Annotated in this window: 14 protein-coding genes; 8 read left to right on the plus strand and 6 right to left on the minus strand. The window is 67.2% G+C overall.

Features of this window, described 5'->3' with window-relative positions; translation table 11 throughout:
• Positions 1-45: 45 nt before the first annotated feature.
• Together betT and ACJ7C5_RS00370 are read right to left on the minus strand one after the other, a co-directional pair.
• A complete protein-coding gene (gene betT / locus ACJ7C5_RS00365; RefSeq protein ID WP_088026253.1) occupies positions 46-2,025 on the minus strand; it encodes a choline BCCT transporter BetT in 1,980 nt (659 codons plus the stop codon).
• A gap of 195 nt (positions 2,026-2,220) precedes the next feature.
• Positions 2,221-2,601 carry a VOC family protein gene (locus tag ACJ7C5_RS00370; RefSeq protein WP_094000802.1) on the minus strand — a complete coding sequence of 127 codons (381 nt, stop codon included), beginning with the start codon at positions 2,599-2,601 and terminating at the stop codon, positions 2,221-2,223.
• A gap of 150 nt (positions 2,602-2,751) precedes the next feature.
• Between ACJ7C5_RS00370 and ACJ7C5_RS00375 the strand changes: the two genes are divergently transcribed.
• The 3 genes from ACJ7C5_RS00375 (at position 2,752) to ACJ7C5_RS00385 (ending at position 7,229) form a co-directional block, all read left to right on the plus strand.
• The gene (locus tag ACJ7C5_RS00375; RefSeq protein ID WP_014037503.1) at positions 2,752-3,270 is read left to right on the plus strand and encodes a sigma-70 family RNA polymerase sigma factor; all 519 of its coding nucleotides are present in this window, start codon (positions 2,752-2,754) and stop codon (positions 3,268-3,270) included.
• Positions 3,267-4,211 carry a FecR family protein gene (locus ACJ7C5_RS00380; RefSeq protein WP_097047787.1) on the plus strand — a complete coding sequence of 315 codons (945 nt, stop codon included), beginning with the start codon at positions 3,267-3,269 and terminating at the stop codon, positions 4,209-4,211. Before ACJ7C5_RS00375 ends, ACJ7C5_RS00380 begins: the two co-directional genes overlap by 4 nt.
• Positions 4,212-4,328: 117 nt before the next feature.
• The gene (locus ACJ7C5_RS00385) at positions 4,329-7,229 is read left to right on the plus strand and encodes a TonB-dependent receptor (protein ID WP_412702750.1); all 2,901 of its coding nucleotides are present in this window, start codon (positions 4,329-4,331) and stop codon (positions 7,227-7,229) included.
• 125 nt (positions 7,230-7,354) lie between these two features.
• Here ACJ7C5_RS00385 and ACJ7C5_RS00390 read toward each other — a convergent pair whose 3' ends face one another.
• Positions 7,355-7,678, minus strand: coding sequence for a DMT family transporter (locus ACJ7C5_RS00390; RefSeq protein WP_412702751.1), 324 nt, complete (start codon positions 7,676-7,678; stop codon positions 7,355-7,357).
• On the minus strand, positions 7,678-8,031 hold the full coding sequence (locus ACJ7C5_RS00395; protein WP_097047789.1) for an SMR family transporter: 354 nt from the start codon (positions 8,029-8,031) through the stop codon (positions 7,678-7,680). The genes ACJ7C5_RS00390 and ACJ7C5_RS00395 overlap by 1 nt, the downstream gene beginning before the upstream one ends.
• A gap of 160 nt (positions 8,032-8,191) precedes the next feature.
• Here ACJ7C5_RS00395 and ACJ7C5_RS00400 point away from each other — a divergent pair, with 160 nt between their 5' ends.
• Positions 8,192-9,043 carry a LysR family transcriptional regulator gene (locus tag ACJ7C5_RS00400; RefSeq protein WP_412702752.1) on the plus strand — a complete coding sequence of 284 codons (852 nt, stop codon included), beginning with the start codon at positions 8,192-8,194 and terminating at the stop codon, positions 9,041-9,043.
• 73 nt (positions 9,044-9,116) lie between these two features.
• Here the strand turns inward: ACJ7C5_RS00400 and ACJ7C5_RS00405 are convergent, their stop codons facing one another.
• Positions 9,117-10,037 carry a M14 family metallopeptidase gene (locus tag ACJ7C5_RS00405; RefSeq protein ID WP_412702753.1) on the minus strand — a complete coding sequence of 307 codons (921 nt, stop codon included), beginning with the start codon at positions 10,035-10,037 and terminating at the stop codon, positions 9,117-9,119.
• A 131-nt stretch (positions 10,038-10,168) separates the two neighbouring features.
• Between ACJ7C5_RS00405 and ACJ7C5_RS00410 the strand changes: the two genes are divergently transcribed.
• The 3 genes from ACJ7C5_RS00410 to ACJ7C5_RS00420 all read left to right on the plus strand — a co-directional run bounded on the left by ACJ7C5_RS00410 (position 10,169) and on the right by ACJ7C5_RS00420 (position 14,903).
• Positions 10,169-12,250, plus strand: coding sequence for a TonB-dependent receptor family protein (locus tag ACJ7C5_RS00410; RefSeq protein ID WP_412702754.1), 2,082 nt, complete (start codon positions 10,169-10,171; stop codon positions 12,248-12,250).
• A 62-nt stretch (positions 12,251-12,312) separates the two neighbouring features.
• The gene (locus ACJ7C5_RS00415; RefSeq protein ID WP_254919687.1) at positions 12,313-14,085 is read left to right on the plus strand and encodes a chloride channel protein; all 1,773 of its coding nucleotides are present in this window, start codon (positions 12,313-12,315) and stop codon (positions 14,083-14,085) included.
• 101 nt (positions 14,086-14,186) lie between these two features.
• Entirely contained in the window at positions 14,187-14,903 is a 717-nt protein-coding gene (locus ACJ7C5_RS00420; protein WP_005409984.1) for an MgtC/SapB family protein, read from the plus strand.
• A 30-nt stretch (positions 14,904-14,933) separates the two neighbouring features.
• Here ACJ7C5_RS00420 and ACJ7C5_RS00425 read toward each other — a convergent pair whose 3' ends face one another.
• Positions 14,934-15,338 (minus strand): MerR family transcriptional regulator, encoded by a 405-nt coding sequence (locus tag ACJ7C5_RS00425; protein ID WP_094000810.1) that lies wholly within the window; start codon positions 15,336-15,338, stop codon positions 14,934-14,936.
• Positions 15,339-15,401: 63 nt separating this feature from the next.
• Here ACJ7C5_RS00425 and ACJ7C5_RS00430 point away from each other — a divergent pair, with 63 nt between their 5' ends.
• Entirely contained in the window at positions 15,402-16,229 is an 828-nt protein-coding gene (locus ACJ7C5_RS00430) for a class I SAM-dependent methyltransferase (RefSeq protein ID WP_412702755.1), read from the plus strand.
• Positions 16,230-16,232 lie beyond the last annotated feature (3 nt).

Below are 16,232 nucleotides of genomic sequence, written 5' to 3' on the forward strand. Positions count from 1 at the left end.
GCCGGCACTACCACCGACCGCCGGGCCAAGCCCGGCGGTCGTGCATCAGCGGCTCAGGTGCAGGAACTGCAGGTGCCGTTCGTACTGGCTGATGATGTCGTTGATGATCTGCTTGCGACTGTAGCCGACCAGGTCGTAGTCCTGGCTGCCTTCGAACAGGTGCACTTCAGCGCGGTAGTAGCGCTGGTTGCGCAGCTGCTGCGCGGCGAACGACGGCGTCAGGTAGCCACTCAGGATCACCCGGTACAGGAAGTCCTGCTGCTCGCCGTGGTTCACCGTCAGCTCCATGTCGCCCGCCTCGAAGCGCGTCGCCACATCCCAGCCCTGCCCGCGCAGCTGTTCGGCCACCGCTTCCATCGCCGGCTTCACCGTGTCGTCCATGAAGCGGTAGACCTGGTCGCGCACCGGGAAGTGCATGGCCTGGCTCAGGCGCTGGCGCCAGCCCTGGTGGTGGCGGTCATCGCCGATCAGCGGCGAGGGCCGGTACTGCAGCGCGCGCTTGCGGTGCGATTCGTCACTGAAGGCGCGGGTCAGGCCCCACATCATCAGCAGCAGCACCGCAGAGAACGGCAGCGACGCCAGCACCACCGCCGATTTCAGCGCATCGATGCTGCCGGCCAGCAGCAGCCCGGCGGTCAGCACCGCGATCACCGTGCCCCAGAACACGCGCAGCCAGCGCGGACCATCATCCTCCGGCGCACCGCCGTGCGAGGACAGCGTGGACAGCACCACCGCGCCGGAGTCAGCCGATGTCACGAAGAAAATGAAACTGACGAACACCGTCACCGCGATCACCGCCTTGCTCCACGGATACCCATCCAGCAGGGCATACAGCACGGTGGGTGGATCATCCACCGCCAGCTGTGCCAGCTGCTGCTGGCCGTGATGCAGCACCTGGTCCAGCGCACTGTTGCCGAAGATCGACAGCCAGGCCAGGGTGAAGCCGAGCGGGATAAGCAGCACGCCGAACACGAATTCGCGGATGGTGCGGCCACGCGAGATGCGCGCGATGAACAGGCCGACGAACGGCGCCCAGCCGATCCACCAGGCCCAGTAGAACACCGTCCAGCCGCCCAGCCATTCCGGTCGGCCGCCATAGGCGTATACATCGAAACTCTTGCCGACCACGCTGCCGAGGTAGTCGCCCAGATTCTGCATCAGCGTGCTGAGCAGATACTGGGTGGGGCCGGCGCACAACATGAACAGCACCAGCGCGATCGCCAGCAGCATGTTGATGTTGGCCATCCAGCGCACGCCCTTCTCCACCCCGGAAACGGCCACGGCCACCGCCGCACCCATCATGCTGACCACCAGGATGATCTGCACCAGGTTGGAGTGCGGGATGTTGAACAGGTGCGACAGGCCGGCGTTGAGGTGCAGCACGCCGAAGCCCATGTCGGCGCCGATGCCGAACACGGTGGCGACAATGCCCAGCGCGTCCACGGTGTAGCCGATCGGGCCGTTGATGCGCTTGCCGATCAGCGGGTACAGCGCCGAACGCAGCGCCAGCGGCAGGTTGTGGCGGTAGGCGAAGTAGGCCATCGCCATCGCAGCGAGTGCGAACACGCCCCAGCCATGCAGGCCCCAGTGCAGGAACAGCAGCTGCATGGCCTGGCGCGCACCGGCCTCGCCCGCAGCCGGGTCGCCCTGCGGCGGCTGCAGGTAATGGGTCAGCGGTTCGGAGACGCAGAAGAAGAACAGGGTGATGCTGATGCCGGCGGCGAACAGCATGCCGGCCCAGGAGAGATAGCTGAACTCCGGCTCGTCATGGTCGGCACCGAGCTTGATGCCACCGTACTTGGACAGCGCCACGCCGACCACGAACACCAGGTACAGGGTCATGGCCAGCAGGTAGTACCAGCCGACATTGAGTGCGGCCCAGTCCTGCGCCTTGACCAGAAGGCGGCCCGCACCGAGCGGGAACAGACTGACGAACAGCGCGAACGCCACGACAACGATCGCCGCGAAGGCGAACACAGGTCGAAGGGTGCGCACCGGGGATTGTTGCGGCTCCAGTGCTTCCATGGGGCGGCGTTCTCCGGTAGATCAAAGGGTTAGCCGACCGATTTTGGCTGAACCGCAGTGGACAGAGCATGAAGTTGCGGCCTGCGGTCACAGGCCCGGCCCACCAATCCGTGTTATCACGCGCGCGCCGGTGCGTGCCTGCAAGCGCAGCCACGCGCGGACCGCCTGCGACGCGGCCACGCGCTTACTGTCCAATCACGACATCACATGCACCGCGCACAGCTTGTTGCCATCCGGGTCGCGCAGGTAGGCCAGGAACAGCTGGCGGCCGGCCATGGTGCGGATGCCCGCCGGGTCTTCGATGGCGGTGCCGCCATGGGCCACGCCCGCATCCTGCCAGCCGCGCACGGCCTCGGCGCTGTCGAGGGTGAAACCAATCGTGCCGCCGTTGGCATGGCATGCGGGCTGACCGTCGATCGGTGCGGTGACGATGAACATGCGGCCGTCCTTGAAGTACACCAGCCGCCCCTTGTCATCGAAGACACCCGGACGGGCGCCCAATGCAGTGAACAGGGCATCGTAGAAGCGATGCGCGACGTCCATGTTGTTCGTTCCAACGGTGATGTGGCTGAACATGCGGGCACTCCTTGTGGAAAACCGCAGTGTCGGCGAGCGCGGCGGGCATCGCAAATGCACGCCTCCGGCCTGCTGCTGCGCGCGCAGGGTTTGTCGTGCGCCGCTCGATCACCCTATAATGGGAATCATTCTCATTAATGATCGATGCCGATGGCCGTGCCCGCCGCCTCCAGCACTGCGCTGGCGGGGTTCTACCGCGAACACCATGGCTGGCTGCTGGGCTGGCTGCGCCGCCGCACCCACAACGCCGACTGCGCCGCCGACCTTACCCAGGACACCTTCCTGCGCCTGCTCAGCCGTCGCGTCGATCCATCCGAACTGCGGCTGCCGCGCGCTTACCTCAGCACCATCGCGCACGCCCTGCTGGTCAACCACTGGCAGCGCGCGGACCTGGAGCGTGCCTACCTGGCCGCACTGGCTGCGCAACCGGAGCCAGTGCATCCATCGGCGGAAGAACGCACGCAGGCGCTGCAGCTGCTGCACGCCATCGCCGACATGCTGTCCGGCCTGGCCGAACGCCCACGCCGTGCGTTCCTGCTGGCACGGCTGTCTGGCCTGGGCTATGCGGAGATCGGCCAACAACTGGGCGTGTCCGAGCGCATGGTCAAGAAGTACATGGCGCAGGCGATGCTGCATTGCCTGCGCCTGTCCGGCGACGCGGCGGCATGAGTGCGGCATTGGCTGGCCCGGCCCTGGAACAGGCTGCCGAATGGTTCGCGCTGCGCCAGCAGGGCTGGAGCGACGGCGACCAGCAGCGCTGGCACGCCTGGCTGCAGGCCGATGCCGATCATGCCGACGCGTGGCGCCGGGTCGAGACGGTCTGGCAGTCTTTTGCTCCCCTGTCGGCACCGGCTGCTGCCACGGCGCTGGATGCTGCCGGACGTCGCCGCCGTCGCGCGCTTCGCAGTCTCGGTGGCGCCCTCGGCATCGGTGCGGTCTCCCTCCTCGGCCTGCACGGGCTGCGCGAACAACGCGGCCTGCAGACACAGCGCACCGCTGCCGGACATACCGGGCACTGGACGCTGATGGATGGCAGCCAGTTGTGGCTCAATGCCGACAGCGAAGTCACCATCGACATCGGAAGCGGCCGCCGCGCCCTGCATCTGCTGCGTGGCGAACTGCTGCTGCAGACCGGCCACCACCCTGCGTTCGCCGGCCAGCCGTTGACCGTGCATGTGCCGGGCGCACGCTTGCAGCCGATCGGCACCCGCTTCGCGGTCGGTCGCGAGGCGCAGGGCAGCCGCCTGGATGTGTTCGAGGGTGTGGTGCGCTGCCTGCCGCTGTTCGGCGCATCGTTGGACGTGCCCGCCGGCGGTGCGGTGCAGCTCGGCCCGATGGGTGGACTCTCCCCGGTGGCTGCGGATCCGTTGCGCGGTGACTGGCAGGAGGGACGCCTGCAGGTGCAGGACACACCTTTGATACGGATCATCGACGAGTTGGCCCGTCACCACCAGGGCTATCTCGGTTGTGATCCGGCGCTTGCTGCATTGAAAGTCACGGCGGTGCTGCCGCGCCTGGACAGCCTGCAGGCCCTGCAACTGCTGGCCCGTGCCCTGCCGGTCCGCATCGAGCAGCGCTGGCCGTGGTGGACCATCGTGCGTCCGCTTTGAAATCGCGGTTCCCTTTCTGCGCGCTCACCGGGCACTACAAGGGAACCCATTGCGGATGTTGCCGCCCCCATGAAACTGCCCTGCCCTTCCCCTCGTCCCCTGGTCATCGCCTTGTGCATGGCCCTGGCGACCCCCTGCCTGCTGCCTGTCACGGTCCATGCACAGGACACCGCTGCCGCCGTTCGCTGGCAGATTCCGGCCGGACCGCTCGACCAGGCCTTGACCACATTCGGCCAGCAGTCTGGCCTGTCCATCGCTGCCGATGCGCGCCTGACCCGCGGCCGCCACAGCAACGGCGTACAGGCCACGCTCGGCATGGACGCCGCATTGGCGCAGCTGCTGGCCGGCACCGGCATGACCTTCCAGCGTGATGCCAATGGCGTGGTGCTGCAGGCGGCACCCAACGCTGAAGCCGGCGTGCGCCAGATCGGCACCCTGCGTGTAGCCGGCCAGGCCAGCGAAGGTGCGTCACCGTGGGGCCTGGCCGATGCCGACGCCGTCTACCGCGACAGCGGCTCGCGCGTGCACCTGGACCGTCAGCAGCTGGAACGCTTCCGCGGCCAGTCGATTGGCGATGTGCTGGCCGGCGCAGTCGGCGTGCACACCGCTGACGTTCGCAACGGCGGTGCGCTGGACGTCAACATCCGCGGCCTGCAGGGCCAGAACCGGGTGCCGGTGATCATCGACGGCGGCCAGCAGGCCATCGACGTGTACCGCGGCTATGCCGGCGTGCAGCAGCGCAGCTATCTCGACCCCGATCTGATCAGTGCGGTCAGCATCGAGAAGGGGCCGAGCCTGGCCGCCAACGCCGCCAGCGCGATCGGCGGCGTGGTCTACATGGAAACGTTGAAGGTCGATGACATCCTCGATGATGGCCAGACCTGGGGCCTGCGCATGCGCGGCGGCGTGGCCGACAACAGCATCGACCGCACCCGCACCTTCAAGCAGATCGCGCGTGGCAGCGACAACCGCAACAGCCTGCGCGACCCGCGCGACTGGAATGGCAGCGTGGCCTTCGCCCAGCGTGGCGAAGACTGGCAGCTGGTCGCGGCCTATGCGCGGCGCCGCCAGGGCAACTTCTTCGCCGGCAGCAACGGTGCGCATCGCTACGACAACCAGCACCTGTCCAGCGGCGGCACCGGCATGTCCAGCCAGGCCGTATCCAAGCTCTTCCATCCAGGCGATGAAGTGCTCAACACGCATACCGACAACGAATCGGCATTGCTGAAATTCACCTGGACGCCCAATCCGGACCAGCGGTTGGAGCTGAGCCACCGCTACTTCAATTCGAGTTTCGGCGAGATCATGCCGTCGGCGATCGGCCGCGTGGGCGAGTCCAACGAATGGGTGACCTACGTGGACAAGGCCAACACCATGTTCCAGTTCGAGCCGGGGAAAATGCGGGTCAACGCCACCTCGCTGCGCCATCGCTACCGGCCCGAGGCGCACCCGTGGCTGGATCTGAGCAGCACCCTGTGGTTCACCACCGCCACCAGCCGCATGTTCAACAGCAATATCGCCAACACGCCGCTGTTCAAGGACGTGCCCAACGACCAGATGCCGGACACGTTGGGCGAAACCTATGGCCCGGGCCTGCAGTCGGACGTGAAGACCCAGCGTTGGGGCGTGGACAGCAGCAACACCACGCGCTTCAGCAATGATCTGGGCGAATGGACGTTGCGCTATGGCGCGTCCTTCCAGCACGAGGACACCGCGCCCAACTCACCGGTGCTGCCGGTGGATTTCAACAACAACCGTTACCTGCGCTCGGGCACGCGCCGCGAGGCCAGCGTTGTCGCCTCGCTGCAATGGCAGCCGTGGGACTGGCTGTCGCTGACCGCAGGCGGCCGCTTCACCGACTACCGCACCCGCGACCGCAACCGCGTGGCCTTCGTCAGTGAATCGCGCGACCTGCGCTACACCTTCGCGCGGCTGAGCAAGGGCGGCCAGCTGCTGCCGGGCTGGTACAAGGAGTGGTACCCGGATGCACAGGGCAACTACACCTATGACTCGCTGCGCGCCACGCCCTATGGCGACAGCACGTTGGGCCAGGCCTACGATTTCGACGGCTTCATTCCTGATCCGCGCGGTGCCAACGGCTTCTATACCAAGCAGATTCCCACTGCCTGGGGCTACAAGCCGGCGATCCGGCGCTCCGGCCACGGCTTCGCGCCCTATGCCGAAGCACGCTTCAACCTCGACGAGGACATGTTCTTCTACGTGAAGTACGCGCAGGGCTGGAAGATGCCCAGCCTGTTCGAGTCGACGCTGGGCAACAGCACCTCGGCACCGGTGGCTGACCTGAAGCCGGAGAAGAACCGCTCGTGGGACATCGGCTTCAGCCTGCTCAAGCAGGACCTTTGGCGTGACGGTGATCGCCTGGCGTTCAAGGTCGCCTGGTTCAAGAACGATATCGACAACGCGATCACCCGTCGCTTCGATTCCAGCAACTGGGCGTTCTACGTCGACAACGTCGACAACTACACGGTGTCTGGCTATGAGCTGCAATCCGGTTATGACGCCGGCATCGCCTACCTGGACCTGTCGGCCAGCTACTACCAGCGCGCGCGTACCTGCGATGCGGCCACCGCCAAGCGCCTGCGCGAAGACCCCTATGCGAAGTGGAGCAAGCTGGACACCACGCCGGACTGCGTGGACGGCGGCTTCGGCACCTCGTTTGTCAACGCGCAGAACCCACCGAAGTACTCGATTCACAGCACGCTGGGCTTCCGCCTGTTCGACAAGCGACTGGATACCGGCATCCGCCGCACCTACAACAGCGGCCCCACCCACGAACTGGACAAGCCCTGGAACACCACCGGCTCGACCGGCCTGCAGAACATCTACCTGCCGACCGCGATCTATGACTTCTATGCGCGCTGGCAGTTCACGCCGCGCAGCGAAGTGGAGCTGGTGGTCAGCAACCTGCGCAACACCTACTACATGGACACGCTGGCGATGAGCCTGATGCCGGGCCCAGGGCGCACCACGCGGCTGAACTTCACCGCACGCTTCTGAGTGCTTCAGAAACAGCAACGCCCCGGGGAGATCATCCCCGGGGCGCTTGCTTGCGGCCGCTCACGCTCTGGAAGGGGCCAACCGTGGTTCTGGTAGGCGCCAACCTTGGTTGGCGCAACGATGCATCACTTCGCGGTACTCAGCAGCAGCACTGCAGCAGTGACCAGCGCAATGCCGACCCAGCCGATCGGACGCAGGCGGTTGCCGAACAACAGGCGGCCGCAGGTGGCGGTACCGATCACGCCGATCGCACCCCACATCGCATAGGCCGTGGCCAGGTCCATGTAGCGCACCGCCTGGCCCAACAGGGCGAAGGCGATCCAGACCAGGACGATCGCGGCGACGCCCCAGCGCCAGCGGCGGAAGCCTTCCGACTTGGCTACCATCATGTTGGCGGCGACATCGATCAAGGCCGAACAGATCACGAAAAACAACGCCAAGGTATTCATCAGTGCGCCTCCCCGAGGGTGACGCAGACGATGCCGACCACCGCCAGCACCAGGCCGGCCAGCTGCTGCAGCGACAGGCTTTCACCGAAGACGGTGAGGCCGACCACGGTCAGCAGGGTCAGGCCGAGGCCTTCCCAGACCGCATAGGCCACGCCGACGGCGATGCGGCGCACCGACTGCGCGAGGAAGAAGTAGGACAGCGCCAGCGCGCCGGCCATGATCAGGTAACCGGTCCAGCCGCCATCGCGGGCGGCATGGGCCATGAACGAGGTGCCGACCACTTCGGCGACGATCGCCACGGTCAGGCAGACCCAGGCGACCAGCGCGCCACGGGCGGGAACAGTACGGGACATGTGAAGCTCCTTGCAGGGCGGGGACCGCGCCGCCTTTTCAATAGATCCACGCCGTGCGTGGAGGATCCGGAACGCCCCGCAGACGGGGGCGACGGAAGCCAGTATCATCGCCTTTTACGGTGGTATCAAAATGGATACCATCGATAGGAGCGATGGATCAATGCCCTACTCCCCTGAATCCCTGCAGGCCTTCGTGGAGGCCGCGGCGCTGGGCTCGTTCTCGGCGGCGGCGCGACGCCTGCGCAAGACCCAGTCGACGGTCAGCACCGCCATTGCCCATCTGGAAGCCGACCTGGGCATGAGCCTGTTCGACCGCAGCGGACGCTACCCGCAGCTGACCGAGGCCGGGCGCCAGGTGCTGGGCCACGCGCAGGAGATCCTCGCGGCCGATGCCCGCCTGCAGCAGCTGAGCGTGCGTCTGGCCGCACCGGTCGAATCGCGGCTGACCGTGGTGTTTTCCGATGTCTACCAGCTCGATCCCGAGCAACGGATTCTGCAGCGCTTCGCCGAGACGTTCCCGGAGATCGAACTGGAATGGCTGGATGCCGAGGGCGAGGACGTACTGGAGCTTGTCGGCAGTGGTCGCGCCGCGCTTGGTCTGCTGCCACGGCAGGAACACTATCCGGACGGACTGGTGGCACGGCCGCTGGCGCACCACAGCGAACTGTCGGTGTACGTGGCGCGCGAACACCCGCTGGCCAGTGCCGGGCGTCGCGCCGCCGCACAGCTGGCGCGGCACCGGCAGGTGCGCCTGAGCGCGGAAGTGGATCAATCCCGCGTGGTCACTGGCCTGGCCTGGACCGCCACCGACTATCTGATGGTGATGGAAATGGCCGAGGACGGCATCGGCTGGGCCGAACTGCCGCGGGCGCTGGTACAGCGCTACGACCGTGGCCGGCTGGTGGAACTGGTACTGCCCGGCTGGCCGCGGCGCATCCACAGCGACCTGCTGTGGCGCCGTGATACGCCGCCGGGACCGGCCGCACTCTGGTGGGCCGACGCGCTGGGGTGAGGTAGTGCCGGCCGCTGGCCGGCAATTTCATTGTCCAGTGGCTGCCGGCCAGCGGCCGGCACTACCGAACCGATCAGCGATGGGCGAGCCCCGAAAACACGCCCGCGCACACCGCCGCCACCTGTGCGTCGTTGCACTGCTGCGGGGTCGCCCGCGGGCTGTCCGGGTAGACCTCGGTGGTGGTGGTGTACTTCGCGCCGGTAATGCCGGCGCACAGGCCCAGCTTCACCAGCGGGTACTCGATCACGCCATGGGCCACCACCGGCGAACCGATGATCTCGCCCTTGTCGTCGGCCGGGGCGATGTGGGTGACCTTCTCCACCGCGGCGATCACTGCCTGCTGGAACGCCGCCTGCGGATTCTCGCTGTCGTCCACCAGGTAGAAGCCATCGGGAATCAGACCCGGCTCGAACGGCTTGCCGTCACGCGCGGCCAGCGCCGGGCGGAACTCGCTTTCGTCGCTGTCGGTGGTCTCGTGCAGGTCGATGTGAAGTACAAACTGGTCCTTGATCGGGGTGATCAGCTCGATCAGCGCGGTCGATTCACGGGCCGGGCCATCGGCGTGGAAGTTGCGGTTCGGGTCGATTGCATCGAAGTTCCAGCGGTTGATGCGCTCGAAGCCCCACGGATTCACGCACGGTGCCACCAGCAGGTTGGCCTTGCCGGCGTAGTCGGCGGCGTGCTTTTCGAAGAATTCCAGCGCGCCCATCACGCCGCTGGTCTCGTAGCCGTGCACGCCACCGGTGACCAGGGCAGCCGGCAGCGCCGGGTTCCAGTCGCGGCTGCGCAGGGCGAACAGGGTGTAGGTCTCGCCAGCGTAGTCGAGTTGGCCATAGGCCACCTTGTCGAAGCGCGAGGCCAGCGCCTCGATGCGCGGCAGCACCTCCTCGTCATAGCGACGCAGGCGCTGCTGGCGGCCACGCCACAGCTCCCGTTCCGCCGCTCCCCACGGCTGGCCAGGGGTTCCGACGGGATAGAAAGCGGCTTGGGACATGGCGGATCTCAGCGAGTCAGGAAGCAATCGGACACTCTATCACCGGGGCCTCGGCATGAACCGCAGACGCATTCCAATAGCGAATGGAATCAGCAATAATTCTCATTTACGACCTTCCACAGCCCGCACCGATGCCCATCCACGCCCTGCAACCGGCCCGCCTGCCCCTGGCCGCCGCCCTCGCCCTGTGCCTGCTCCCGGCCACCGGCGCATTCGCCCAGGACGGCGCCACCACGCTGGACAGCATCCAGGTCTCCGGTAGCTGGCTGGGCACCGGCCTGCATGACAGCGTCAAGAGCTTCGCCGGCGCGCGCACGGTGGTCGACCGCCAGCGCATCGAGGCCAGTGGCGCGGCCAGCATCGGCGATGCCATGCGCCGCATCCCGGGCGTGCAGGTCACCGACAACTCCGGCACCGCCGGCAGCTCGGTGTCGCTGAACATCGGCGTGCGTGGCCTGACCGGGCGCTACTCGCCGCGCTCGACCGTACTGCTGGACGGCGTGCCGCTGGCGGTGGCGCCGTATGGCCAGCCACAGCTGTCGTTCGCGCCGACCAGCCTGTCCAACATCGAATCGATCGACGTGGTGCGCGGTGGCGGCGCGGTGCGCTATGGGCCGCAGAACGTGGGCGGCATCATCAACTTCAGCACCCGTGCCATTCCCACCGGTGCCGGCCTGCACGGCGAAGCCGGCGTGCGCTATACCGCCTACGACCATGGCGGCAGTGACAGCACCCAGTACAACGCCTTCCTCGGCGGTACCGGCGACAACGGCCTGGGCGCGGCCCTGCTGTATTCCGGCCAGGACGGCCGCGGCTGGCGCCAGGGCAGCGATGACCGCTTCAACGACCTGGCGCTGAAGTTCGCCTATGCCATCGACGAACAGCAGGAACTGCGTGCCAAGCTGTCCTACTACGATGTGCGCTCGCTGACCCCGGGCGGCCTGACCCGCACGCAGTACGAGGCCGACCCGTTCCAGAACACCCGCCCCACCGATTTCTGGAAGGGCCACCGCACCGGCATCGACCTGGGCTACACCAACACGCTGTCGGCCAACAGCGAGTTCGAGGTGCTGGCCTATTACAACGAAAGCAGCCGTGCCAGCTCGCTGATCAACGCCGCCAATACCCAGCTGACCGTGCAGCCGCGCGACTACCGCGTGCTCGGCATCGAGCCGCGCTACACCCAGCGCCTGCACTGGGGCGCCAGCGTGCACGACATCACCGCCGGCTACCGTTTCCTGCGCGAGCGCGGCAACGACCGCAGCTACACCGTCACCCGCCGCACCGGCGCGGCCAGCACCACCACCCGCTTCGACAACGCCACCGACGCACATGCCTTCTACATCGACGACCGCATTGCGATCGGCCAGTGGCGGGTCACCCCGGGCATGCGCATGGAGTGGATCGACATGGACCGCCGCCAGGCGGGTGGCACGGCAACCTTCAGCAGCCGCAACGACAAGGCCCTGCCCTCGCTCAACATCGCCTACCTGCTGACTCCGCAGCTGACCGTGTTCGGCAACTACACCACCTCGTTCGGGCCGGTGCAGAACATCCAGCTGAATTCGCAGACCGCCAGCAACCCGCTGAACCCGGAAATCGCCAAGACCACCGAACTCGGTGCGCGCTGGCAGGACGGCGCACTGCGCGCGGAAGTAACCGTGTTCAAGATGCGCTTCGACAACCAGATCCTGCAGGTGCCGGGCATCACCCCGCCGACCTTCCAGAACATCGGCGCCACCGACCACAAGGGCGTGGAGAGCGCGCTGGAGTACCACTTCGCCGAGGACAGCGCACTGGCCGGACTGGAGCTGTATGCCAACTACACCTGGACCAAGGCGATCCAGCAGTCCGGTGACAACCGCGGCCTGGACGTGCAGTTCTACTCGCGCGACACCGACAGCGTCGGTGCCCGCTACGCGCTGGCCGGCTGGACCTTCAATGTCTCCAGCACCCACCAGAGCGGCCAGTTCTCCGATGCGGCCAACACCTGGGATGAGACCGCCGATGCACGCGTGGGCCGCGTGCCGGGCGTACGCCTGTGGAATGCGCAGGTGGCCTGGCAGGTGCCAGGCCTGGGCGACAGCGAGATCGCGCTGGGCGTGAACAATCTGGCCGACAAGCGCTGGTACACCCGCAACGTCGATGGCAATGCCGGCCGCATGGTGGCCGCGCCGCGCACCTTCTACGTGCAGGGCCGCTACCGCTTCTGACGCAGTAACCGCCCGATGCAGTGACGGCGGCGATCACGGTGGCGGCGTATCATGCCGCCACCATGTCATTGCCTGTTTCGCCATCGCGCCTGCATCTGGCCTTCCAGGGCCTGCGCCTGCGCCTGCGCGGCAGCGACCTGTGGTTCATCGCGCTTGCCCTGCTGGTCGGCCTGATCGCCGGCTACCTGACCCTGCTGCAGTCCGGCATCGCACGCTGGCTGCAGGGCGCCCTGTACGGGCTGGACGAAGGCATGCGCCTGAGCTCCCTGCCCTCGCTGACCTGGACCGCGCTGCTGGTGCTGCCGCTCGGTGGGCTGCTGGTCGGGCTGGTCAGCCTGGCCGCGACCCGGCTCAAGCGGCCCCTGCTCGATGCGGTGGAAGCAAACGCCCTGCATGGCGGCCGCATGTCGATGCGCGACAACCTGATCGTGCTGACCCAGACCCTGCTGTCCAACGGCTGCGGCGCCTCGGTCGGGCTGGAGGCTTCCTATACGCAGATGGGAGCGGGCAGCGGCTCGCAGCTGGGCCGGGTGATGCGCCTGCGCCGCAATGATGTGCGCATCCTGGTCGGCGCCGGTGCCGCCGGTGCCATCGCCGCCGCCTTCGGTGCACCGCTGGCCGGTGCGTTCTATGCCTTCGAGATTGTCATTGGCGCCTATACCCCGGCCGCACTGGCGCCGGTGGCGGTCGCTGCACTGGCCGGCGCGTTCGTGGCCGACCAGGCCGGCATCGAGGCCTACCTGCTGCCTGCCGCCTCGACCATCGACGTGCGTGCGGCGGACTACGCCATTTATGGCCTGCTCGGCTGCTGCTGTGCGATGGTCGGCATCGCGGTGATGCGGCTGATCGCCTCGATCGAGGGCACGGTCAAGCGCAGCCCATTGCCGTTGTGGGGCCGGCCGGTGGTGGGCGGCCTGCTGCTGATTCCGCTGGCACTGGCCAGCCCGCAGGTGCTGTCGTCCGGCCATGGCGCGCTGCACCTGGACCTGACCACGCATCTGCCGCTGATCTGGATCGGCGGGCTGCTGACCCTGAAGTGCCTGGCCTCGGGCATCTCGCTCGGGTTCGGTTTTCGTGGCGGCCTGTTCTTCGCCTCGTTGTTCATGGGCACCCTGGTCGGCGCCCTGTTTGCCGGCCTGCTGGCGATGGCCACCGGCGTGCCGGTGATCGACGCCACCTCGGCCGCACTGGCCGGGATGGCGGCGCTGGCCGCCGCCGTGGTCGGTGCGCCAATGACCATGGCCATGCTGGTGCTGGAAGGCACCCACGACTTCCTGCTGACCAGCGTAGTGATGAGTGCAGTGCTGGTCTCCAGCACGCTGGTGCGGCAGTGGTTCGGCTATTCGTTCTCGACCTGGCGCATGCACCTGCGTGGCGAGACCATCAAGAGCGCACGCGATGTCGGCTGGGTGCAGAACCTCAATGCCGGCCGGCTGATGCGCAAAGGCGTGGCCACGACGCCGGCCGACCTCGACGCCGCCGCGTTCCGCCAGCGCTTCCCGCTGGGCTCGGGCAGCCGGGTGATCCTGATCGACAGCGAGGGCCACTACGCCGGCATCGTGCAGATTCCGCGCGTCTACGGCGACGGCGTGAAGCCGGAAACCATGATCGGCGAGCTGGCCGAGAACCGGGACGTGTCGCTGTCGCCAGCCGCGGACGTGGTCAGCGTGATGCAGCGCTTCGACCAGACCCAGGCCGACGAACTGGCCGTGGTCGCCGCCGACGGCCAGGTGCTGGGCGTGGTCTCCGAAGCCTTCGTACGCAAGCGCTACGCCGAGGAACTGGACAAGCGCCAGCGCGAACTGATGGGCGAGCGCGTCGAGGACACCGACTGATCCTGCAAAAAGGGGACGGAGGGGATTAAGTCGTTTCTGGCACGCTGGAAATCCACGCATGGCGTGGATCTACTGTCACTTCGACCGGGTAGACTCCGACCATGCGCTTCATTGAAACCTTCCAGGCCGGCCCCTTCGCCGACACCGTGGTCAGCCTGCTGGCTGCCTTCGTGCTGGGCACGCTGATCGGCGCCGAGCGCCAGTACCGGCAACGCACCGCCGGCCTGCGCACCAACGTGCTGGTAGCTGTCGGCGCCGCTGCCTTCGTCGACCTGGGCATGCGCATCGCCGGCAGTGCCGAGGCGGTGCGGGTGATCTCCTACGTGGTCTCCGGCGTCGGCTTCCTCGGCGCCGGCGTGATCATGAAGGAAGGCATGAACGTGCGCGGCCTGAACACCGCCGCCACCCTGTGGTGCTCGGCGGCGGTGGGCAGCTGTACGGGCGCGGACATGCTGGCCGAAGGCGTGCTGCTGACCGTGCTGATCATCGCCGGCAACACGCTGCTGCGGCCGCTGGTGAATGCGATCAACCGCATCCCGATCAACGAGGCGGCGACCGAAGCCACCTACGAAGTGCGCCTGAGCGTGGATGCCGAAGCCGTGCCGCGGGTGCGCGAGCGCCTGGTCGATGCGCTGGAAGCGGCGCAGTACCCGGTTGGTGATGTGCAGGTGGTCGAGCATGCCGATGCGCCCACCGATGTGATTGCGGTGCTGGTCAGTACCGCCGTCAGTGCCGATGAGCTGGACGTGGTGCTGGCGCGGATGGAGCACGTGCCGGGCGTGCTGCACGCCACCTGGGAAGTCAGTACCCGCGATTGAGCGGGCACGCCATGCGTGGATGCGCTTCCCTCACCCAGCCATCCGCTGCTGCGCGCGCAGCAACTTGCGGAATGAACCGCACTGCCGCGCATCCTGCGCTTCCGGGCAGGCCGCCGCGCGTTGCAGATGCCGGCGCACCCGCTGCAGTTGGGTGATCTGCCGCTGCAGTACCTCGGCCTGCGCCAGCAATGCTTCGCGATCCAGCGTAATGCATCCGCGCTGGGGCGGCAGCGACAACCCGATCTGCTGCAGCGACAACCCCGCCGCCTGGCCGAGGCCGATCAACGCCAGTCGTTCCAGCACCTGCTCGTCGTACTGCCGGCGCAGGCCGCGACGGCCCAGCGACTGCAACAACCCGAGCTGCTCGTAGTAGCGCAGGGTCGAGGCCGGCACGCCACTGCGCTTGACCACCTCGCCGATATCCAGTTCACGCATGGGCTTGACCTCAAGTCGCCTTCAAGCATCAACCTATGGGCAACTTCCCGGCAGGACAAGGCCATGGCCAGTACATCCCCCGTTGATCAGAATGCGCTCTGGAATGGCCCTGGCGGCCAGATCTGGGTCGCCCAGCAGGCCATCCTCGATGGCCTGTTCCAGCCGATGGCCGACCTGCTGGTGGCCGAGCTGCCGCAAACCGTCACGCACCTGCTCGATATCGGCTGTGGCACCGGCGCCAGCCTGCTGGCATCAGCCGCCGCTCGCCCTGCCGCGCACAGCACCGGCCTGGACATCTCCGCGCCGATGTTGGCTCTGGCTCGGCAGCGCGCTGAAACGGCGGGACTGGACGCGGACTTCATCGGCGCCGACGCGCAGCAGCATCCGCTGCCGTCCGCGCACTTCGACTGGATCCAGTCGCGGCTGGGTGTGATGTTCTTCGAGGATACCGGCGCGGCCTTCGCCAACCTGCACCGCGCCGCACGGCCCGGTGCCGGCCTGCGTTTCATCGCTTGGCGCAGCGCTGACGAGAATCCATTCATGACCACGGCCGAGCGCGCGATCGGCGATGCACTGGAGCTTCCGCCGCGCGTACCTGGCGCCCCGGGGCAATTCGCCTTCGCCGATGGCCAACGCGTGCAGCGTCTGTTGCAGGCCGCCGGCTGGAAGGATGTGGAGGTGGTTGCGGTGGACCTTCCGTGTTCGATCGCGCGCGATGCGCTGCCGACCTACGTGGGAGAGCTGGGCCCATTGGGCTTGGCGCTGCGGAACCTGCCCGAAGAACGGGCCACCTCGCTCCGAAACACGGCGCTGGCGGCATTCAGCCCGTTCATCGAAGGCGACCGGGTACGCGTGGATGCCGCCTGCTGGCTGGTGCGCGCCCGCGCCTAGAAA

Source organism: Nocardiopsis yanglingensis (genome assembly GCF_045809185.1).
GTDB lineage: Bacteria > Pseudomonadota > Gammaproteobacteria > Xanthomonadales > Xanthomonadaceae > Stenotrophomonas > Stenotrophomonas yanglingensis.